At 36.3% G+C, this 22729-nt stretch carries 20 protein-coding genes; 6 read left to right on the top strand and 14 right to left on the bottom strand.

The features are described 5' to 3' along the window. Nucleotides 1-9: 9 nt before the first annotated feature. From G9371_RS04425 to G9371_RS04410, 4 genes are all read left to right on the top strand, one after another. Nucleotides 10-744: a molecular chaperone gene (locus G9371_RS04425; protein WP_000774086.1), complete on the top strand. Its 735-nt coding sequence runs from the start codon at nucleotides 10-12 to the stop codon at nucleotides 742-744. A gap of 57 nt (nucleotides 745-801) precedes the next feature. Beyond that, on the top strand, nucleotides 802-3360 hold the full coding sequence (locus G9371_RS04420; RefSeq protein ID WP_029423831.1) for a fimbria/pilus outer membrane usher protein: 2559 nt from the start codon (nucleotides 802-804) through the stop codon (nucleotides 3358-3360). After that, a complete protein-coding gene (locus G9371_RS04415; RefSeq protein ID WP_000821745.1) occupies nucleotides 3357-4388 on the top strand; it encodes a fimbrial protein in 1032 nt (343 codons plus the stop codon). Before G9371_RS04420 ends, G9371_RS04415 begins: the two co-directional genes overlap by 4 nt. Before the next feature lie 113 nt (nucleotides 4389-4501). Further along, nucleotides 4502-5476 (top strand): DUF4882 family protein, encoded by a 975-nt coding sequence (locus G9371_RS04410; RefSeq protein ID WP_029423830.1) that lies wholly within the window; start codon nucleotides 4502-4504, stop codon nucleotides 5474-5476. A 56-nt stretch (nucleotides 5477-5532) separates the two neighbouring features. Here the strand turns inward: G9371_RS04410 and G9371_RS04405 are convergent, their stop codons facing one another. After that, on the bottom strand, nucleotides 5533-6642 hold the full coding sequence (locus tag G9371_RS04405) for an S-(hydroxymethyl)glutathione dehydrogenase/class III alcohol dehydrogenase (protein ID WP_000842122.1): 1110 nt from the start codon (nucleotides 6640-6642) through the stop codon (nucleotides 5533-5535). Nucleotides 6643-6871: 229 nt separating this feature from the next. Beyond that, a complete protein-coding gene (locus G9371_RS04400) occupies nucleotides 6872-8743 on the bottom strand; it encodes a hypothetical protein (protein ID WP_029423829.1) in 1872 nt (623 codons plus the stop codon). Between the two features lie 182 nt (nucleotides 8744-8925). Here G9371_RS04400 and G9371_RS04395 point away from each other — a divergent pair, with 182 nt between their 5' ends. Further along, entirely contained in the window at nucleotides 8926-10089 is a 1164-nt protein-coding gene (locus G9371_RS04395; protein WP_000032780.1) for a catalase family protein, read from the top strand. Between the two features lie 77 nt (nucleotides 10090-10166). Here G9371_RS04395 and G9371_RS04390 read toward each other — a convergent pair whose 3' ends face one another. Beyond that, complete coding sequence (locus G9371_RS04390; protein ID WP_001127340.1) at nucleotides 10167-10532, bottom strand: hypothetical protein; 366 nt, start codon at nucleotides 10530-10532, stop codon at nucleotides 10167-10169. An 812-nt stretch (nucleotides 10533-11344) separates the two neighbouring features. Beyond that, complete coding sequence (locus tag G9371_RS04385; protein WP_001136797.1) at nucleotides 11345-11812, bottom strand: hypothetical protein; 468 nt, start codon at nucleotides 11810-11812, stop codon at nucleotides 11345-11347. A gap of 432 nt (nucleotides 11813-12244) precedes the next feature. Here G9371_RS04385 and G9371_RS04380 point away from each other — a divergent pair, with 432 nt between their 5' ends. Then, nucleotides 12245-13804 carry a phospholipase D family protein gene (locus G9371_RS04380; protein ID WP_032009093.1) on the top strand — a complete coding sequence of 520 codons (1560 nt, stop codon included), beginning with the start codon at nucleotides 12245-12247 and terminating at the stop codon, nucleotides 13802-13804. A gap of 8 nt (nucleotides 13805-13812) precedes the next feature. Here the strand turns inward: G9371_RS04380 and G9371_RS04375 are convergent, their stop codons facing one another. The 10 genes from G9371_RS04375 to ppk1 form a co-directional block, all read right to left on the bottom strand. Beyond that, nucleotides 13813-14400, bottom strand: a complete 588-nt coding sequence (locus G9371_RS04375) for a uracil-DNA glycosylase family protein (RefSeq protein ID WP_029423827.1) — start codon at nucleotides 14398-14400, stop codon at nucleotides 13813-13815. A gap of 167 nt (nucleotides 14401-14567) precedes the next feature. Next, nucleotides 14568-14804: a hypothetical protein gene (locus G9371_RS04370; RefSeq protein WP_000044010.1), complete on the bottom strand. Its 237-nt coding sequence runs from the start codon at nucleotides 14802-14804 to the stop codon at nucleotides 14568-14570. 252 nt (nucleotides 14805-15056) lie between these two features. Next, nucleotides 15057-15233, bottom strand: a complete 177-nt coding sequence (locus tag G9371_RS04365) for a hypothetical protein (protein WP_032009088.1) — start codon at nucleotides 15231-15233, stop codon at nucleotides 15057-15059. 582 nt (nucleotides 15234-15815) lie between these two features. After that, nucleotides 15816-16868, bottom strand: a complete 1053-nt coding sequence (locus G9371_RS04360; RefSeq protein WP_029423826.1) for a dipeptidase — start codon at nucleotides 16866-16868, stop codon at nucleotides 15816-15818. A gap of 16 nt (nucleotides 16869-16884) precedes the next feature. After that, complete coding sequence (gene pqqE / locus G9371_RS04355; RefSeq protein ID WP_000134722.1) at nucleotides 16885-18039, bottom strand: pyrroloquinoline quinone biosynthesis protein PqqE; 1155 nt, start codon at nucleotides 18037-18039, stop codon at nucleotides 16885-16887. Continuing rightward, the gene (gene pqqD / locus G9371_RS04350) at nucleotides 18036-18320 is read right to left on the bottom strand and encodes a pyrroloquinoline quinone biosynthesis peptide chaperone PqqD (RefSeq protein ID WP_165471255.1); all 285 of its coding nucleotides are present in this window, start codon (nucleotides 18318-18320) and stop codon (nucleotides 18036-18038) included. Before pqqD ends, pqqE begins: the two co-directional genes overlap by 4 nt. Next, entirely contained in the window at nucleotides 18317-19075 is a 759-nt protein-coding gene (gene pqqC, locus G9371_RS04345; RefSeq protein ID WP_000195110.1) for a pyrroloquinoline-quinone synthase PqqC, read from the bottom strand. Before pqqC ends, pqqD begins: the two co-directional genes overlap by 4 nt. Before the next feature lie 8 nt (nucleotides 19076-19083). Then, nucleotides 19084-19995, bottom strand: a complete 912-nt coding sequence (gene pqqB / locus G9371_RS04340; protein ID WP_029423825.1) for a pyrroloquinoline quinone biosynthesis protein PqqB — start codon at nucleotides 19993-19995, stop codon at nucleotides 19084-19086. A 75-nt stretch (nucleotides 19996-20070) separates the two neighbouring features. Then, complete coding sequence (gene pqqA, locus G9371_RS04335; RefSeq protein ID WP_001982218.1) at nucleotides 20071-20145, bottom strand: pyrroloquinoline quinone precursor peptide PqqA; 75 nt, start codon at nucleotides 20143-20145, stop codon at nucleotides 20071-20073. Between the two features lie 223 nt (nucleotides 20146-20368). After that, nucleotides 20369-22444 (bottom strand): polyphosphate kinase 1, encoded by a 2076-nt coding sequence (gene ppk1, locus G9371_RS04330; RefSeq protein WP_000202698.1) that lies wholly within the window; start codon nucleotides 22442-22444, stop codon nucleotides 20369-20371. Nucleotides 22445-22729: the final 285 nt, after the last annotated feature.

Raw genomic sequence — 22729 nt, 5'->3', positions numbered from 1 at the left:
ACTCGAAAAATGAAATTGAACAGTTATAATTTTTTGTTAGGTTTGGCGTTTGCTTCATCTGTTGCTGCTCCTGCCGCTCAAGCAGAAATTGTAATTCATGGTACCCGTGTAATTTATCCGTCGGATGCTAGAGAAGTTACGCTACAAGTTAGCAATAACGGTTCAAAGCCAGCACTTGTCCAAGCTTGGATTGATGAAGGTGATCCAAAAAGTACTCCGGATCAATCAAAAGTTCCTTTTATGATTGCTCCTCCAATTTCTCGTGTTGAAGCGACAAAAAGTCAGACGCTTCGTATTACTGCCCTTCCAAATGCTTCTCAATTTAACCAGAAGCAAGAAACTGTTTTGTGGTTAAACGTTTTGGATATTCCACCAAGACCTACCTCAAAAAATGCAGATACGACACCTGATAACTTCTTACAACTTGCAATTCGTTCCCGGATCAAATTCTTCTATCGTCCGGCTTCAATTAAAGAAGATGCGAATTTAGCAGCAGATAAGCTTCAATGGGTTAAATCTGGTCAGAATTTAACGGTAAAAAATCCAACTCCTTTCCACATTACGATGACTTCTGTTTATCAAAAGGTTGGAGATAAAAAAGTTGATTTATTGCCTCAAGGGCTAATGGTTAAGCCTTTTTCTGAAGCTTCTATTCAGCTTAAGAATAGCAACCTTCAGGATATGAGTTTTATTAATGTCAACGACTATGGTGGTCGAGTCGAACACCAAATAAAACTTCAGTAATCAGATTATCTTTTTAATAAATTTAAGCACCTATTATGTGAGTAGGCGGACTTAGCTATGCCAAAAAAAAGGCAAGAATCTTATAAATTATTAAAACGCCATATTTGTTATTACTTGGCTTCTGGCGTTGTTACAATGACAATGCCTGTGTTCGTGCATGCTGAAGAAGCAGCTGCGAGTGCGCCTGTAGAAGCTGAATTTGATTCTGCTTTTTTAATTGGTGACGCTCAGAAAGTCGATATTTCTCGATTTAAGTACGGCAACCCTGTTTTACCAGGTGAATATAACGTTGACGTTTATGTAAATGGTCAATGGTTTGGTAAACGCCGCATGATTTTCAAGGCATTAGATCCAAATCAAAATGCCGTAACTTGTTTTACTGGAATGAACCTTCTTGAATACGGCGTAAAACAAGAAATTTTAACCAAGCATGCTCCCCTTCAAAAAGAAAATAATAGTTGTTATAAAATTGAAGAATGGGTAGAAAACGCATTTTATGAATTCGATACGTCTCGTTTACGTGTAGATATTTCAATTCCTCAAGTTGCATTACAAAAAAATGCTCAAGGCTATGTCGACCCAAGCGTATGGGATCGCGGGATTAATGCTGGCTTTTTGTCTTATAGTGGTAGTGCGTATAAAACTTTTAATCAGTCTGGTGACCGAAGCGAAACGACCAATGCTTTTATGGGGGTTACGGCTGGACTAAATTTAGCAGGTTGGCAATTACGTCATAATGGTCAGTGGCAATGGCAAGATACGCCTGCAGAAAATCAATCTAAATCAGACTATCAAGAAACAAGTACATACTTACAAAGAGCTTTCCCTAAATATCGTGGTGTTTTAACACTTGGGGATAGTTTTACCAACGGCGAAGTATTTGACTCATATGGTTATCGTGGTATCGATTTTTCAAGTGATGATCGAATGCTACCGAATAGTATGCTTGGTTATGCTCCACGTATCCGTGGTAATGCAAAAACCAATGCAAAAGTTGAAGTACGTCAACAGGGGCAATTGATTTACCAAACAACGGTTGCACCAGGTAATTTCGAAATTAATGACCTTTACCCTACCGGCTTTGGTGGTGAAATTGAAGTTTCTGTTATCGAAGCGAATGGTGAAATACAGAAATTTTCTGTGCCTTATGCCTCTGTTGTACAGATGTTACGCCCAGGCATGAACCGTTACTCATTAACTGTAGGTCAGTTCCGTGATCAAGACATTGATCTGGATCCTTGGATTATTCAGGGTAAATACCAACAAGGTATTAATAACTACTTAACTGGCTATACCGGAATTCAAGCATCTGAGAATTACGCTGCAATATTGCTTGGTGCTGCCGTTGCTACACCAATTGGAGCAATTGCATTCGACGTGACTCACTCTGAAGCTGAGTTTGAAAAACAGGCTTCACAATCAGGTCAAAGTTTCCGTTTAAGTTATAGTAAGTTAATTACGCCGACCAACACAAACTTAACACTTGCAGCTTACCGTTATTCAACCGAAAACTTCTATAAATTGCGCGATGCCCTGCTTATACGTGACCTGGAAGAAAAAGGTGTAAACACTTATGCTGCTGGTCGTCAACGTAGTGAGTTCCAGATTACTTTAAACCAAGGGTTACCTGAGGGTTGGGGTAACTTCTATGTGGTAGGTTCATGGGTAGATTACTGGAATCGTAGCGAGAGTACTAAACAGTATCAGATTGGTTATAGTAATAACTACCATGGTTTAACTTATGGTTTATCTGCAATTAACCGTAAGGTTGAGTACGGTTCAAATGATGCGTCGCATGATACTGAATATTTAATGACGCTTTCATTCCCAATTAACTTTAAGAAGAATTCAGTCAACGTCAACGTTACTGCTTCTGAAGACAGCCGTACTGTTGGTGCAAGTGGAATGGTGGGTGATCGCTTTAGTTACGGCGCTTCTGTCTCACATCAAGACTATGCGAACCCAACATTTAACGCAAATGGTCGTTACCGTACTAACTATGCAACTGTTGGAGGCTCTTATAGTATTGCTGACTCTTACCAGCAAGCAATGGTTAGCTTAAGTGGTAGTGTAGTTGCACATTCAGATGGTATTTTATTTGGACCTGAGCAAGGCCAAACCATGGTACTTGTGCATGCACCTGATGCTGCTGGAGCAAAAGTGAATAACACGGTTGGTCTAAGTGTAAATAAATCGGGTTATGCAGTAGTTCCTTATATTACGCCATACCGCCTTAATGACATTACTCTTGACCCACAAGAAATGTCGAGCGAAGTTGAACTTGAAGAAACAAGTCAACGTATTGCCCCATTTGCTGGTGCAATTGCTAAAGTAGATTTTGCAACTAAGACAGGTTATGCAGTTTACATTAATAGTAAAACTGCTGATGGCAACAGTTTACCATTTGGAGCTCAAGTCTTTAATCAAAAAGATGAAGCTGTAGGTATTGTTGCGCAAGGTAGTATGATTTACTTACGTACCCCACTTGCTCAAGATAGTCTATATGTAAAATGGGGCGACGAGAGCAATGAGCGTTGTTCGGTTGAGTACAACATTAGTAATCAGTTGCAAAATAAGCAACAAAGCATAGTTATGACTGAGGCTGTCTGCAAATGAAAAGAATATTATTAACAGGTTTTTTATTTACGGCTGGTCTTGGTGTGTATGGTGAAGCTAATGCTTACTGTACTTTAGGCAATGATAATTATGGAGCCTCATTTAGCACGGTTGATATTTCCATGGCTGTAGGTCGCGTTGTGGTCCGACCAAGTGACCCAGTTGGAAAAATTTTAAGAAAAGCAACTTTTCCAATTAACGCAAATGGTTCAACAGCAAGATGTACGTCTTATAGCGATACTATTACTGCTGCACTTACCCAAGGCTATGCATTAAGCCCACTAGGGAATAATATCTATTCGACGAATATTCCTGGAATTGGTATTCGTTTGTACCGTGAAGCGGAAAATGCAACTAACTTTTCTGGCTATTATCCGTATACCCGTAGTTTAACACCAGGTATGAAATATTTTCTTGCTTCGGGATACTTTGTTGTCGAAATTGTGAAAACTGCTGCACAGACTGGTTCGGGTACATTAGTGCCTGGTTTATATAGTCGATACTATGTAAGCGGTTATGCGAACCGACCTTTTTTAACCAGTACAGTTTATGGTAATGCAATTACTATCGCCTCTTCTTCATGTGAAATTCAAGGTAATATTAATAAAGTTGTACAATTGCCTACAGTTACAAAGGCTGGTTTTAAAGGCGTTGGCTCAACTCAAGGCGAACAAACCTTCGATATGAACATCTTATGTAATGGGGGTATCAATCCAACGGGTTACGAAGAGAAAAACCTTATTAGTTTAACTTACGACTTTACTCAAGACGGAACAAATAATCAGGTTTTAGCGAATACTGCTCCAACATCTGAAAAAGCAAACGGCGTAGGTGTACAGTTACTCTGGAATTATCAAAATAAAAATCAAGTCATCAAAAAAGGTGACAAATTAGCCTTAGGTACCTTGTCTTCTAACCAGACAATTCAATATAACGTACCGATGACTGCTCGCTACTATCAAACAGCAACAAATGTGACGGCTGGTAAAGTACGTGCAATGGCTACTGTAACTATTGAATATGATTAATCATATTCAATAGTTTTTAAACATAATAATTTCAAATATTTAAATATTAATAATAAATTTTAATTTAACACTACTTTCTAAGAAATTTGGTACTTAACTTAATAGGAAAATTTATGAAAAAAATAGGTATAGTTACTGTTGGTGCAGTGACATTATGTTGGGCTATGTATGAGGTATCTTATGATAATACCAATACAGTAACGCATAATGAGGCTAGCCAAAAAGTCACATTTAAAAACTTTTCATCAACTGCAAAGAATGAAAAATTAGCGCCTCAAATACTTTTGGCTCAAACGAATTCCCTTAATTCCTCCGCCCCAGTCTGCAAATATAATTTTGACGCGAATCAAGAAGATTATGATCTTTGGAATGATGAACACTCTGACTATTGGTCTATGAAAATATTCCCATTAATAAGTGGGCAAAAATTTAGTCTTAAAGTAGAGCCTAGGCCAGAAAGTAAGTATGGTACTCTAGAGTATGTGGCTAGAAGTAAAATTAGTCTTAATTCTACTAATGACATTGGAGATTTCACATTACCTCATACCGGTATTATTGCATTTGAAATGGAGCTTAAGATTCCAGCCTCAGCTCTTGGGAATTCATCACTTAGTAATTCTACTTATTACTCCTCTGCCATTGGTTTTAATGGCATAACAAATAATGGCTATACAGTTAGATCCAACTATTGGTTTGATATGGGCACTTATGATCCAGATTTTGGTGAGAATCCTGCTAGATTATACTATTCTGTAGCTTATCGACTTAGTGATAATAGCGGGCCTGACAATCCATATTATAAAGGTCAAAACATGACAAATAATTCAAATGGATACCAAAGATTAGGGATGTATATTAATCAGAATACTAAGCAGGTTGGCTTTATTGTAAATGGTGTTGATCAGGGGTATCAATCTACTTTACCCGCTCCACTTGAGAATATAAGCTTTTCTGTCTCAAGTGCTATATCAATAGATGCCGAACAATTATTTGGACAAGAATTATCTAATGAACTGATTACTGATCGTAATGCGCTACAGTTTAACTACCCTCAGGGTACAACCGATATCTGTGGTAATGCTATTTAAGATATAAAACTATAAAGCGTAAAAAAGGGCTGAATCACAGCCCTTTTTTTATTTATTTAGAAATGAATAACAGTACGAATTGACTTACCTTCATGCATTAAATCAAAAGCGGTATTAATGTCTTGTAGAGGCATGGTATGTGTTACAAAAGGTTCAAGTTGAATATCGCCTTTCATAGCATCTTCGACCATTTTAGGAAGTTGTGAACGGCCTTTTACTCCACCAAAAGCAGTGCCTAACCATTTACGGCCTGTAACTAACTGGAATGGACGAGTCGAAATTTCTTGCCCTGCACCAGCAACGCCAATAATAACGGATTGTCCCCAACCACGATGTGCACACTCTAGAGCCGAGCGCATAACATTGACGTTACCGATACATTCAAATGAATGATCTACGCCCCAGCCTGTCATTTCTACAATCACTTGCTGAATAGGTTGGTCATAATCTTTTGGATTTAAGAAATCGGTAGCACCAAACTGTTTAGCAAGTTCAAATTTATCTGGGTTGGTATCTACGACAATAATGCGCCCTGCTTTCGCTTGACGCGCACCTTGTACAACAGCTAAACCAATACCGCCTAAACCAAATACGGCAACCGAATCACCTTCTTGTACTTTAGCTGTGTTATGCACGGCGCCAATACCTGTAGTCACGCCACATCCAAGTAAACATACTTGTTCGTGATTCGCTTCAGGATTGATTTTAGCTAAAGAGACTTCCGCAACTACTGTATATTCACTAAAGGTTGAACAACCCATGTAATGATAAATCGGTTCGCCGTTATATGAAAAACGTGTAGTTCCATCCGGCATTACACCTTTACCTTGCGTCGCACGTACCGCAACACACAAGTTAGTTTTTCCGGATTTACAGAATAAGCATTCTTTACATTCAGCTGTATAAAGTGGAATCACGTGGTCGCCAGGTTGAACACTTGTTACGCCCTCGCCTACTTCAACTACAACACCTGCACCTTCATGACCTAAAATCGCTGGGAAAACACCTTCTGGGTCATCGCCAGATAATGTAAAAGCATCGGTATGGCATACCCCTGTATGGGTAATTTTTATTAAAACCTCACCAGCCTTGGGTGGTGCAACATCAACTTCAACAATTTCTAAAGGTTTTCCTGGGGCAAAGGCGACAGCTGCACGAGATTTCATCTTTGGGTTTCCTTTAAATCATTCGGTATTTATAGTCGAGCAAAATAGATTATATATTGATAATACAAGAGCTTAATTTTGCTTAAATTAAAATTGGCTTTCATGACAATCCATCACAGCATAGCCAGTCAGTTACGTCTAAGCAAGCCTGTACTAAAAAAAGAAGAAAACCTCTTACTTGAAGAGGCTTTCTATCAGATTACTTCTCTTATAAACAGCTTATGTTTACTTAGAGGTAAATATCTGGTGGATACGGTGTATTATCACTAATTGGTGAGTAAAGTGTATTTTCAACAAAGAAGCCATTTGGGGCTTGGGTCGTATCAATTGTAATTGAATCGAACATAACTTGCGGATAGGCCCAGATAAACTGCTTCATTAGGCCAAGAGATACGTTATTTTTCATATCGCCAAAAATCCTCTGCCAAATTGGCGTCCGATAAGGTTTGTTTTTATCGAATCCATAGATATAGGCAATAGATGCATCTGGCACAAATCCAGATAAATAAGCAACTTTATTTGCCGGATAACCTAAATCTTGAGTTGGTATCTGAGAAACAGCTTGATGAGCTAAATCTAATTTAGCTTCTAAAAGCCAGTCATAAGCTTCAGTCATGATGTAATCAAAATTTGGATATGAGTAGTGCTGGCTTGGATAGTTGATATAGGTTGCTAGGGTTTGTATTGGAGAACGAATGGATGGGAAAAATATTAAAGGACACACTTGAGCATTTGCATATTTAGCTTTAATGGCTGCTCGAATATTTTGACAGGTCTGTCCTAACTTATTTCTTAACCAAGTTTTAAACTCATCATACGGCGTACCTGTTTTATTCATAGCCTCATAGATTGTGCCTAGGTCTGGCGCATATAGTCCTGTATCGGCATTAAAGGCTAATTTTGTTGGATAGTCATACACACAAGGTAGATTCGTGTCCGTGTTATACCACCACCAAGGTTCACCAATTTGCATGTTAACATTACAGCCGCCAGCAACCATTGTATCTGCGAACTCAATAAAAACTTTGTGCAAATAAGCCAAAGCATTTTGATCACTTAAGCTAAAGAAATAACTCGGTGGTTGGTAACCTGTTTTACCTAAATTGCTATTCCAGTCACGCTGTGCCCAAAACTCATTTGCTCCAAGTGAATACATCTCAAAACTTACCCCAAAAATGGGTTGCATGTTTGCATTATGTAGAGCTTGGGCATATTTCTCATGCCATTTTCGGGTACATGCGTTGACGACTGCCTCACCTGTTACCAACGTATCTGGTATTTGCCATTTATTAATATCGCTTTTCCATGTCATTTCAGGATAATGCGACATTCCACAATAGTGGTTTACCAATCCCTGATATCCCAAAGCGACCATATTGTTGACTAGGCGCTGCGGGTTCAAGTCATAATGGTCATCATAGCTGGTACAGATCCCATAATTGTGCTGAGGTACAACAACACGACACAGATTTAACTTTGCATTTGTTCCAGTCACGACTGAATTGGTAATACGAATATAACCATCTTCCGGCTGGCTTAACGGCGTAGCTGACTGGCCGTTATAATGGCTAGTAAAGCCTGAAAATGAGATACGTTGAATATTGGTTACCGGAAAGCTATCTGTAGCAGAAAAACCAGCTTTAACTGTATCCCAGTTAATATGAATATGCGCCGTTCGCGACGAAGGATTATTTGCATAATTAAATAAGACGATATATGCAATTTTATCTACGCCATTGTCATGATAGTACACCGTTAAAGTTGGGGTTAAACTTGGATTATTAAGTACGGGCATAGAAGCCGATAATTCAATATCAAAATCCCAAACTACCCCTGCATAACTATATTTGGTTTCATATGCTAAAAGTTTATGATCTTTCGTGTCATAAGAATCCCAGCTAATCCCTACCAAGTCATTTGTCATACGTGATCTAAAAGATGCTTCAAATCCATTTCCATAATTTGTAATGGCAAAAGACATGGTTTGTGGGCCATCTATTCTCCAGTAAATAGGACTAAACCGATCAATAAGTGTATTTTGGGTAATTGGATGAGGTGATGTATTAGTATTATTTTGCACATTTTGTCGATTAGTTATCATGACGTCATTCTCTTAATGTATTAAGAAGTTTTATATTAAATAAGTATTCTTATTTTACTGTTCAGATAAGTAACAATGACGTTTAAATTATTTACAGTGAATAATTTTAAAAAGCTCAAAATAAACTTAAACAAAAAACTTAATATTATTCTAAAATATTTTTTCTACCGAGGAGACTATAAATGTCAAAATTTATACAGCCTATCAATTTTAAGGCTCTGTTTATATTTACTCCTCTTCTGTTTGTATCAATAGGTTGTAGTGAAACGCTATATTCCCAAACAATCCCATCAGTAAAGTCTTCTTCAGAAAATATCGACTATCCAGAGATCGATACAGCATTAGGAGAAAAGTTACAACCGAATGAAGAAGTAATAGCTCATCAAATAACTCAAGTTATTGAAAAGTCGATTCGTGAACAGTATACAGCGGGAAATGCTTTGCGTGATGCACACCCTAAGGCGCATGGATGTGTTCGTGCTGAATTTCATGTACTTAAAAATATACCAGCTCAACTTGCAAAAGGTATTTTTATTCCAGATAAAAACTATGAAGCATGGATTCGTTTTTCGAATGCTTCTAATGATGCTTCTAGAGCAGATATTGAAAAAGACGCACGTGGAATGGCAATAAAAATCTTAGGTGTATCAGGTCAGAAAATTTTAGAAAATGAAAAAGAGGCTACAACTCAAGACTTTATTATGATTAATCACCCCGTCTTTTTTGTAAATGACGGGCAAAGATACCTGTCTTTTATGAATGATGTAAATAGCCATAATATGGTCAGAAAACTTCACATTCCATTTGCTTTAGGTTTTAAAGGTACTATGAATGCTTTAGGTGCGCGTAATTCTAAAATTGCAAATCCACTATATGCACGGTATTGGTCTATGGTGCCCTATCAATTAGGATTAGGTGTTGACCGTCAAGCGGTTAAATACTCCGTAAGAAATTGCTCTACTGTGTCTGCAACTCTACCTGATCACCCTAGCCATAATTTTTTACGAGATGCTTTAAAAGATACATTGCAAAAGCAAGACGTGTGTATGGAATTTCTTATACAGCCAAGAACTTCGACTAAAATGTTGGTTGAAGATGCAATGACCGAGTGGAAAGAAAATGAAGCACCTTTTTACCAAGTTGCGACCATTCATATTCCAAAGCAAAACTTTGATACCCCTGAACAGAATCAATTTTGTGAAAATCTCTCTTTTACACCGTGGCATGCTTTACCTGAACATAAACCACTTGGGGCAATAAATAGAATGCGTAAAATTATTTATGAAAATATAAGCAGAGTTAGACACGATATTAACTTAGCTCCCCAACAAGAACCCAAAAACTAATTTAAGTATAAAAGAACTGCCAATAACCAAAGCAGTTCTTTATAGTTCAGTATTTGATGAGGATGGCCATAGATTTTCTAATGTCTATAAATCAATTTCTCAGCAATAGAGCTTAGGTTGGCTAAATTCTTTTTTATTGGATAATCTCCTTTACTCGTATCTATAGTGATCCGATCAATGAAGTCTGCTAACCATAAAATAAATTCTTCTTCATTTTTATAGCTAGGAATCAAACTGCTATCAAATTTGAGCAATACTTCATCTTGAAGGTTAAGCAGCGAACCACCGAAATCTAAAAAATTATATAAAAATTTTAATTCCGTTCCTGTAATGGCTTTTTTTATTTCTATAATTAAATTATTTAAGTTTTTTAGATAATTGTTTGAAGAATCTTGTTTAATATTTTTAGAAATTTTTTCTGCTAATAGTAAGTATTTTGGCATTTCTATCTCCTTGTCAATTTTTTTATAAAATATGAGTATAAAATTAAAGTTATAAATTTAAGTTTTCAGTTTTTATTGAAGTGTTATTTATTTTTTAAAATTAATAGAGTTTTATGTAAGTTGCAACTTTTTATTATTTTAAAGTGTGAACTACTTTGAATTATATTCTGAGTAAATTAATAGGTTTTATATGATTACTGAATTAAACTATGCTCTTCTTTAAAATAAATAAGCTCAACACTTTTAATTATTGAGCTTATCTTTAATTGGCTTAGTATGACTGAAGTATTTCACTTTAAAATTAAGTCATTTTATGGGAACTCTTCATTTTATGAATTTTCCCACACTTTCTGCATTCTCTGACTTCATCATGTGAAATATCAAAATCATATTCCCAGATGTGTATGCAGAAAAATTGTCTAATATTATGGAGCATAGACACCTCCTTAAAAAAACCAACAATTATGGAAGTTTTTTAGAGATTCAGAATACATCTAGACTCAATTGTCTAAAAGGGAAATTTTTCACCATATCTTTTTTGAAAGGTATGTGAAAAGCTTAAATTGAAGCAAAAAGAAAATATTTCAAAATATCTTATCTCCTTACTCAATGAAGATAAGTAAAAGTTAGCACTAATCTATGTATCTGTTTTTATAGGGAACAAGTGACTTCTGTTTACAATGAAAACTTATGTGAAGAGAACGAGATAAAAAAGAGATTAAGCCACAAAAAACCGCCCCAAAAGGCGGTTGCTGAATTTTAACAGCTATGAATAGAAGTACGGCAGAAACCCTTCTATATTTCTTATCACATTATTTTTCTTCGTTTATAATTTTCATAAAAGCTTCAGACTTAAAATAGTTAATGATCAGTTCACCTTCATCATCTAGATGTGTAGATTTTGCTGGTGTCTTAGCGTTATCAAATTCGCAATTAAACTTAAAATCGGGCGGAATAAATTTTGAGATAGGTGGAAGATGGGTTTCCCCACCTGTCGTCATTCGTTCTATAAATCCAGCTAACCATAAAATATATTCATCTTTATTTTTATGACTAGGCATGAGGCTAATATCAATTTTGACGGCACATTCATCTAGTGGCTTTGTTAAATATTCGTCAAAGTCAATAAAATTATATTTAAGCTTAAACTTTGTACCTTTAATTTCCTTACGAATCACACCTATTAAGTTATTTAAATGCTCGGTCGGAGTATCAGAGAAAAGATCATCTTCTTTAATTTTTTTATACACCTTTTCAGCAATCATTAAATATTGTGGCATTTCCTATCTCCTTCCTTCCTCTTTCTGGCTGGTTGCTTACTCAGCTTTTTAAGGAAGTATGATAGAAATCATGTGTTGTAATGTAGTTGTTGGTAACTTAATTGTAAGAAATGTAAAGTTATGAAATATGAGTATCTAATAAAACGCATCTTATACCGACAAAGAGAACTACGTCACTGTTTTACTTATAAAAAACGTAAACTATCGAAATAATTGTTTGCAATAAAATACAGCTCACATAATTAGGTTGATTAGTCATATATAACTATAGAAAATTTAAAAAATATTTTATAAGCCACTGTTTTTATTATATTTTAAATTTTAATCTTCTTAGATTATAACAAAATCATACAGTTATGGTGAATTTTGACATATAAATTGAATATAAGAATGCTCTTATAGCTCTAACTTGGATGCAAATTAAATGCTTACATGATCAATCAGCTATATGAGCAGTATAGTACTATGGCGTTAAGTGCTTGGGGCTTTACTGATTTACCTTCTTATACAGATAAATATGATCCTAATGAGAAAGATATAGTGATAAAGACAAATAATTGGTTGAATGATGAGGCAGCAGAGGAAAAAACTCAGCAAGGTCTTACTGCCTTTGTAGCTCTTGATGACGCATTTATGAGTATTGCATCACGAATTTATTTAATTAGAAATGCCAAGGAAACGATTGATCTACAATACTACATTTGGACCAATGATTTTGTGGGGAACCTTATTTTACATGAGCTGCTCAAGGCAGCGGATCGTGGCATCAAAGTTCGCTTATTAATTGATGATCAAAACGGTATAAAGCTCGATGGTATATTAAGAAGCCTTTTACAGCATACCAACTTTGAAATTAGATTATTTAATCCTTATAAATTTCGATACTTACGTATCTTTGATTATCTGTTCCGATTTAAAAAAGTAAATCATCGTATGCACAATAAACTTATTATTGCAGATGGATCGATTGCAGTAACAGGCGGTAGAAATATTAGTAGTGAATATTTTGAAGCAAGTAGTAAGTTTCAATTTACAGATATGGATATCTTATTTTACGGGCATGCAGTACGCCATGCCCAAGCTGTATTTGCTGATTTTTGGGAAAGTACCTTAAGTGTAAATGCAACTGACATTATCGGAACTTGTGCTGAGCACCATTTAAAAGCTTTAAGAGAGCACTATGAACAACTCCACCACGAAGACCATAGTCTCACTGAAGATAAGCTTTACGATGCGCAGAGTTATTTAAAAGAGCTTTTAGAGCATAACCCTATTCAATGGTCTAAGGCCCATTTTGTTGCTGACTCTCCGAAGAAAATACTGGGCACTGCAACTGAACATGAAATGCTTTATGGCCAAGTCATGTCTATTATGGGTAAACCTAAGCAACACTTAGAATTAGCTTCAGCTTATTTTGTACCTACCCAACAAGGCACTTATTACTTAAAGCAACTACGAGTTGAAGGCATAAAAGTCCGCGCTTTAACAAATTCTTTTGCTGCAAACGATGTTGCGATCGTACATGCCTTTTATAGCCAATACCGTGTAGAAATGCTTAAGAATGGTATTGAACTGTATGAGTTTAAACCTGTTCTGGAACGACGACGTAGAACGTGGTACGAAATCGTAACAGGCAGCGTTATACCAGCAAAAGGAAAAAATAAGTCGAGCTTGCATGCCAAGTTTTTTGATGTAGATGGCAAAGTCTTTATCGGATCATTTAACTTTGATCCCCGCTCTACCTACTTAAACACCGAAGTAGGTTTGGTGATTGAGTCCAGTCAATTACAAACTCAGATTTCTGTTATGTTAGATCAACATTTACCTCAAGTAGCTTATCAACTTAAGCTAAATAGCCAAGGCCAAATTACTTGGCTAGATTACCAAGCAAACGGACAAGTCATTGAATATGATAAAGACCCAGGAACCAGCCGTTTTCAGAGAACAATGATTAAAGCTGTCTCTTATTTGCCAATTGAGTGGATGATGTAATTTTCTTATTACAAGAAACCGATTTCCTTAAAGAATTTCTGATAGGCTTCTGCTTTTTTCTCGAGAGCTAATGGATATGCTCTAGAAGATGACGGTAATCGATATAGATTAATATCGCGGTCTGCAAAATAAGTTGATGTAGATGTCCCAATTAAAGGTTTTTCCGTGTTCTCAGGTAAAACTGAGATTAAGGTATCTGTGGCTTTATCGCCTGTAGTCATAATAGTGTGACATTGGGGAATCTGTTCCAATAAAACTGCTAAGTCTGTCGGAGTGACAATTTCAAGAAATTTGTCGGAAGCATTACCTTTGAGGCGTTTAATTTGATACGCCGTATCAAAAATAGCAATGCCTGTCTCAATCAGAAAACTGCGGATAGCTTCTTCATTAAAACTTTTTTGGTTCTCACTTAAAAAATAAGTTTTATCTTGAAAAAAAATTAAACCAAAAATTCTCCACATATCGTTTTGAAAGTTCGGATAGTAAAAGTCCATCTTCCATTTATTACGTGGCGGTGGAAAACTTCCCAACATTAATAAACGGGCATTTTCTGGTAAAAAAGGTTGCAGTGGATGGGTTTCTATCTCAATTATCATAAAAAATCAGTATTTACTTCAAAATTTATAAATAACTTAACGTATTTTAAGGTTAATCACGAGTCAAGAAGTGCAAATTATCTTAATTAAATGTATTGAGGCGAAACGTTTTGTTGTTTCGCCTCAATCATTTCTAATTTTATATTCATGCTAAAAACCAAAAATATTTAAGAATTTAAAACTTTAAAGACTTTCCCTGTTCTGGGATGAGCAAAGGTGTTATCTTGATCTAAATTGATAACTTTATCTGAAATCACAATCTTGGAAAGCGGTAACCAGTTTTGTTCGATTTCAGCCGAAGCTAAATTTTTCTCCAATGTATTTTCAAAAATTTGTTCTACTACAATTTCCATCCCACACATACTTTTCGCATTAACTTCTTTTAAAATATGGCGCTTTGACATTCTAATCTCCATTTTTTTATTCTTAACATAAAAAATAGTAAAGGGTGTTTTGCTACAATGTGTAAAATTTAACATTTGAAGTGTTTTTTTGTTTTAAACATATTTATTTAATAATTAAATGAATAGTGGAATATCTTTAAAAATAATTTTTATTATTAAATTAACTTATTAAAACTATCTTTATTTTAAGTAAAATTAATTTTATAAAAAATAATATTTAAAGGGCTCACGTATGAACCCTTGCATTTAACTTTAAACCTGGACAGCACTATCGAGTGAATTGTCATCTTTACTCTTATTATTATCCTTACTAATCAATGAGTCAGTATCACTAGCAGTAGAGAAGCTCTTACTGTTCTTTTGCTTTTTCTTGTACATACACATGCCAATCGCAATACCTGTTCCTAATACTAAAATTGACTTTAACATTTTGCACCTCTTTAATTGACGGAGAAACTTCTGAGAAATCAACTTAAATTAATAGCATATTCTTTGTTATTTAAGGGCTTTCATTTGAGCCGCTTTTGTAAGGTATTTAATTTTTATGTTAATTAAAAAGTATAATATTTTGAGAAAATAAATTTTGATACAAAGCAAAAAGCCTATTCTCAAAACAGAATAGGCTTTCTACTGTATTTCAGGATTAAGCAGTATTATTAATTGCTTTAAGCAATCTTATTTATCTTTAAATACTCTTCCAATGTATTTAATGTCGATCTTTTAGTCAAGATAGGAAAGCGATGATTTGCAACAAAATGAACTTTTTTGTGACACGATTAACATTTAATTGTTTAAGGCAATAAAAAACGCCCATTTCTACTTCTCAAAAAGAAATGAGCGCAAGTGAAAACCACTAAAGACCTGAAATACCAAATGTCTTTACATTTAGTACTATTGATTCTAATTAATTTACCAAATGGTTGACAATTAAACCAATTGTATTTTTTTTAGTCATTTCGGCCAATAAAAAATGTTAAGTAATTCGCTATTTTTAATATGTTTGTCTGTAAATTATTTACCTAGGGTGCGATTGAGCACGGTTAACCAATTCGAAAAACAAATTTTTTCTATAATCTCATTTGAGTAATGCCGCTTTTGCATTGCTTCAATCAGTAGGTGTAGTCCCCTTACATCTTCAATTTCATGACTAATCAGTGCTCCATCAAAGTCAGAACCAAAACCGACATGATTTTCTCCCATTTGATCTATTAAATATTCAAGATGTTCTAAAAGTACCTCAATGGATGTGTTTACATCACGCTGCCCGTCTTTACGCAAAAATGCGACATCAAAATTTAACCCGACTATGCCTTTAGAGTCCTTAATTGCTTTAAGTTGGTTATCTGTTAAGTTTCTGGCTTGTGGACATAAAGCATGAACATTTGAGTGAGTTGCGACAATTGGCTGCTGAAGAATGTTAGCTGTATCCCAAAAAGCTCGTTCATTCATATGGGAAACATCAATCACCATTTTTTTATCAGCACAGCGCTTTATAAATGCTTTACCTTCGTTTGTAAGCCCTGCTCCGGTATCAGGTGAATGCGGAAACTTGGCATTTAAACCATGACCAAAACGACTTGGTCTATTCCAAAGTGGACCGATGCTACGAAGCCCAGCATCATAAAATACATCGAGTAAATCTGGATTATGTTGTAATGCTTCAGCACCTTCCATATGCAATACAATGGCTAACTTTTGCTGTGTTAGGCAGTGCTGGATATCCTGAACAGTTGTGCAAATTTGAATGTCGTTAGAGTACTCGGCAAGTTGTTTTGCTAAATCGAGCTGTGCCAAACAAATGTGTTCAATTTGCTGTTGTGTGAAGTCAGATGCGTCTTGGTCAAAGAGTTTGTTGGGATGATGCTGCTTAACATAATGAAAAGGCGGCAAGAAAATAGCAAACATACCGCCAACAAAACCGGCTTGTTGGCAACGTTTTAAATCGAGATGTCCGGCTAAACCTTCTTGAATAAAAGCTTGAGCAGGATTGTTATGATCACTTAACCACAATCGGGTTAGTACATCATTATGGCCATCAAAAATAGGAAATGTGCCATGGTTCATATCGGTTTTCTCATAGCTAATCATCTACAATATTTTGAACCGGAATGTTTTGTTGAACCGTAAATTGCTTTGAATTTCGGCTATTACGGAATACCAATTTTTCCAGAGAGGAATCAATTTCGCTCTCGGCACGTGCCTGCTCAATGAATTGATGATACGGCGATTTACCACAAACAGGATCTGCGTTACTTGCGTCGCCTGTTAGCATATAAGCTTGACAACGACAGCCACCAAAGTCGCGGTCTTTATCTGGGCAACTACGGCATCCTTCTGGCATCCATGCATCACCACGGAAGTGGTTAAAACCGGTAGACTCATACCAGATTCTTGATAGGCTTTGTTCACGAACATTTGGGAAAGAAATCGGTAATTGTCTTGCTGCGTGACAAGGCAGAGCCATACCATCTGGAGCAACTGTAAAGAAAATTTTACCCCAGCCATTCATACAGGCTTTTGGTCTTTCTTCGTAATAATCAGGCACTACAAAAATAAGTTTGCAAGGATGATTTTGCGCTTTTAACTTTTCCCGATATTCATTGGTAATACGTTCAGCACGTATGAGTTGTTCTTGTGTCGGTAATAAACCCTGACGGTTTAAAAACGCCCAACCATAAAACTGACAAATTGCTAGCTCAACTGTATCCGCATTAAGTTCTAGGCAAAGCTCAATAATTTTATCGATCTGGTCAATGTTATGCCGATGAATTACAAAATTGAGGACCATCGGATAATCATATTTCTTAACAAGTCGGCACATTTCATACTTTTGTTCAAAAGCATGTTTCGACCCTGCTAAAGCATCATTAACGACCGGATCACTCGCTTGAAAGCTAATTTGAATATGGTCTAGGCCAGCTTGCTTTAAATGCGAAATACGCTGTTCGGTAAGTCCCATGCCTGAGGTAATCAGGTTGGTGTAGAAGCCAAGTTGGTGTGCATGCGCCACAAGCTGCTCCAGATCTTGACGCACCAAAGGTTCACCACCGGAAAAACCGAGTTGTACTGCCCCCATTTGACGCGCTTGATCAAAAACATCAAACCACTCTTGCGTGGTCAGTTCATTTTTATGCTGTGCGTAGTCTAAAGGGTTTGAGCAATATGGACATTGTAGCGGGCAACGATAAGTTAACTCCGCTAATAACCATAAAGGTAGACCAACACCTTCTGTCATACTAAATCAATCCAGTGTTGTTGTTGGGCAACTAACATGTAATCAATAACATCGTTGTCAATTTCGGCTATATCGCCAAATTGTTGCTTGAGCTGGGCAATAATTGCAGAAACATTATTTGTCCCATCAATATATTGTCCAATGGCCCCTGCACTTTCATTTAATTTGATCATGCCTTCAGGATATAAAAGGACAAAGCCATTTTGAGCAGGCTCAAATTGAAAGCGATAACCTTGGCGCCAGGTAGGCACAAGATTTACATCAAATTGTTCTTTATTCATTTAAATAGTCCTTTGTGCCATACCCGTTCTTGAGTCACGCTATGATACGGTGCTTCATTGTGTACATATGCCAGTGTTAAAGCATCTAAAATGCTCCATAAAATATCCAGTTTAAACTGTAATATTTCCAGCATTCTTTGTTGTTGTTCATGAGTAGTAAATGAATCAAGCGTGATTGTTAAACCATGTTCAACATCACGGCGTGCTTGACTTAAACGAGAACGGAAATATTCATATCCCTTGTCATCAATCCAAGGGTAATGCTGTGGCCATGACTCAAGACGAGACTGATGAATTTGAGGCGCAAATAGCTCAGTTAAAGAACTGCTTGCTGCCTCACGCCATGACGCACGGCGTGCAAAATTTACATAGGCATCTACGGCGAATCGTACACCCGGCAAAACCAATTCTTCAGAAATCACTTGCTCACGACTCAAGCCTACAGCTTCGGCTAACCGTAACCATGCTTCTCGTCCACCGCCATCAGGATATTCACCATCTTGGTCAATCATGCGCTGAATCCATTCCTGTCGCACACGTTGATCAGGACAATTTGCCATGATCGCGGCATCTTTGAGCGGAATATTGATCTGATAGTAGTAGCGGTTTGCAACCCAAGCCTGAATTTGTTGTTGAGTGGCTTTACCTTCATACATCATCACATGAAATGGATGATAGATATGATAATACTGACCTTTATCAATAATAGCCTGTTTAAATTGTTCGGTCGTTAAAGCTTCAGGTGTTTGAGTCATGTTTCACCTTAGAGTTCAATTTGCATGCCATCAAAGGCAACTTCTACACCATTTGCTTTTAGTTCAGCAAATTGAGTAGAGTCTTCATTTAAAATCGGATTGGTATTGTTAATATGAATTAGCACTTTCTTTGGTGTACTGAGTTGGTTTAAGTAAGATAACGAACCGCCTTCACCACTAATATATAAATGCCCCATTTCACGGCCTGTTTTTTTCCCTACACCGGTTTGCTGCATTTCATCATCTGTCCATAGTGTGCCATCAATCATGACGCAGTCAGAATCTTGCATAATCTGCATGATTTGATCATCAATCTTTCCCAAACCCGGCGCATAGAACAACTGTTTTTGCGTTTTATGATCTTTAATAATCAAGGCAATATTATCGCCCTCATGCGGGTCATGGCGATGTGGAGAATATGGGGGTGCCGCGCTTTGAATAATTAAGGGGAAAAATTCTAAATTTTCGAAACCATCAATTTTAAAAGCTTGTTTAGGATCAATTTGGTGATATTGAAGACCACCATTCCAGTGTTTCAGCATATTGAATACCGGAAAACCCGTGGTGAGATCTTGATAGACCATTTCAGTACACCACACATTCATTGGGCAGCCTTCACGTAAAGTTAACAGTCCAGTGGTATGGTCAAGTTGGCTATCCATTAAAATAACATTGGTAATACCAGTATCACGTAATTTTCGCGCTGGTTGAGCCGCTTTAAAATCAAATAATTGTTGACGGATATCTGGTGATGCGTTTAATAAAATCCAGTCTACGCCGTTTTCTGAAATTGCAATTGAAGATTGAGTACGCACTTTGGCATTAATCGTACCTGTACGAACACCATGACAATTAGGACAATTACAGTTCCACTGAGGGAAACCGCCTCCAGCTGCTGAACCTAAAATATAAATATGCATAAAATTAATATCTTATTAGAAAGACATAAGCCCTAGAACAAGACTAGGGCTTATGACAGATTTGAATAGAAATGATTAACGTGCTTCAAAGTACATTGTTACTTCAAAACCAATACGTAAATCAGTGAAAGCTGGTTTTGTCCATTGCATAAATTTTACTCCAGTCAGTATTAATCTCGTGAAATGAATCACTTGATTAAATCTCATAAGGCAATTAAAAATTTATTCTAATTAAAAATGCCACGTTTGTAGATAAGCTCGGAACAAGATATTGTTCGATAATTGTGTTTTTTGTCCAAATTTTAATAAATCCTGATCTTTCAAAAGCATTTGAAAAGTCATAACAGGTCAATGTTCTGTTATGACTTATGCCTTACCCAGCTAAGTTCATCAAGTGTTGCTGTGCAATATAAAGTTCTTCTTCCGGCTTAGGATGACATTGCACCCAAGTTCCATCAGCCTGTAATTCCCATGCTTGACGATTGTCTTTCAAATAGTTGTTTAGGCCATCTTCAATGACTTGTTTCTTTAATTTTTTATTTTCAATTGGGAAGCAGGTTTCAATACGAGAGAACAAATTACGTTCCATCCAGTCTGCACTTGCACAATAAACTTTTGTATCGCCATCATTATAAAAATAGTAAACCCGCGTATGCTCCAAATAACGACCAACGATTGAACGTACTCGAATATTCTCTGAAAGGCCTGCAACTTGTGGTCTCAGGCAGCAAATTGAACGAATAATTAAATCAATTTTTACACCAGCTTGTGATGCTTTATAAAGCGCGCTAATGAGCTGTGGTTCAGTAAGCGCATTCACTTTAATGATGATGTGTGCTTTTTTACCAGCAAGGCTATTTTTAATTTCCTGTTCAATAAGTTCTAACAGTTGAGAATGTAAGGTAAATGGCGCATGAAAAAGCTTTTTAAGCTTTGCCATTTTGCCCATACCGGTCAGTTCTTGGAAAATTTTATGGACGTCTTCACAAATTTCCGCATCATTGGTCAGCAAACCAAAATCGGTATAGATTTTGGCATTCACTGCATGATAGTTACCTGTACCTAAATGCACATATCTTTTGATTTTGTCTTGTTCACGGCGGACCACTAAAATCATTTTAGCGTGAGTTTTATAGCCAACAATGCCATACACCACGACTGCGCCAGCTTCTTGTAAAACGTTTGCGACTTCAATATTTGATTCTTCATCAAAACGTGCCCGCAACTCAATAACCGCGGTTACTTCTTTACCATTACGTGCAGCTTCTGCGAGTAGCTGTACGATTTCCGAGTTGGCACCACTACGATATAACGTTTGTTTAATTGCCAAGACATTTGGATCTTGTGCAGCTTCCCGAAGGAACTTGATAACAGGTGCAAAAGAATCAAATGGATGATGAAGTAGAACATCTCCTGCTTTTAACACATCAAAAATCGGTTTTTTAGTGTACAAAAGCTGAGGTAATACTTGTTGATATGGTTTATAGCGTAACTCTGGTAAATCAAAGTTTGAGATAAAACGGGCTAAATTAACGGGGCCATCGACGTAGTAAAGATGTTCTGCATCTAAATCGAATTGCTCTAATAAATAGTTAGCAATTTCTTCAGGACATTTTTTTGCTACTTCCAAACGAACTGCTTGGCCAAAACGGCGTGAAGATAATTCACCTTTTAAAGCAGCAGCTAAATCCTCTACATCTTCAGAAACGGTTAAATCGGCATTTCGAGTTACACGAAATTGATGACAGCCCGTCGCTTTCATACCCGGAAATAAATCCGAAATATGTTGATGGATAATGGCCGAGAGCAGAATGTAATGCTCTGCACCGCCAGAAATATGTTCTGGAATTTTAACAAGCCTTGGTAACGAACGCGGTGCCGGTACAATAGCTAAATCAATTTGACGTCCAAAAGCGTCTTTACCTTCTAAAGTTACAATGAAGTTTAGACTTTTATTCACTAACCGTGGAAATGGATGTGCCGGGTCTAGACTGATTGGCGTAACTACAGGTTGTACTTCTTTAAAAAAATACTCTTTAATCCATTCTTTATGCTTTTCTAATATATCGCCGTGCTGAATAAAATGAACGCCATAGCCTTGGAGTTGCGGTAACAAAGTATAGTTTAAGATTTTATATTGCTCTTCAACCGCCTCATGAGCATTTTTTGAAATTTGCTTTAATACTTCTACTAACGGTAAACCTTCTGGTCCGGTTGCCTGACTCATCAAGCTAATTTTCTGGATTAAACTTGCCACACGAATTTCAAAAAACTCATCTAGATTACGTGAAAAAATAATTAAAAAATTCAAACGTTCCAGTAATGGGTGTTCTATATCTTTGGCTTGAGCAAGCACCCGTTTATGAAACTCTAATAAAGAGAGTTCTCTATTAATATACGTTTCTAAATTGTGCTGGTTTGAGCTAGCTAAAGTGGGCAATGATGTCATTCTTGACTCTTATACTGGGTAAAAAAGTTAAAATGAATAAAAAAGGTTAATTTATTAATGTATAACCGATTTTATTCACCGGACATTTTGTAACTGCTTTATTGCAAATTCATGAATTTTTTATGAAAACCTTAAAATTAATATTTATTTTTTCCTTATTTACTTCCTTCTAGTCATCCATATCTACCATCATCTTAACATTAATTTTTTAAAGATCATTCTATTTCGATTCAGTTTCAATTTTCATCAAATATTCATACTCTATGCGTATTTTTTATGCATCTT

It is taken from the genome of Acinetobacter sp. EKM10A, from assembly GCF_011075215.1.
Taxonomy (GTDB): domain Bacteria; phylum Pseudomonadota; class Gammaproteobacteria; order Pseudomonadales; family Moraxellaceae; genus Acinetobacter; species Acinetobacter baumannii.
Note: the sequence above shows the minus strand (reverse complement) of the source record. Positions and strands in the feature narration are given on the sequence as shown.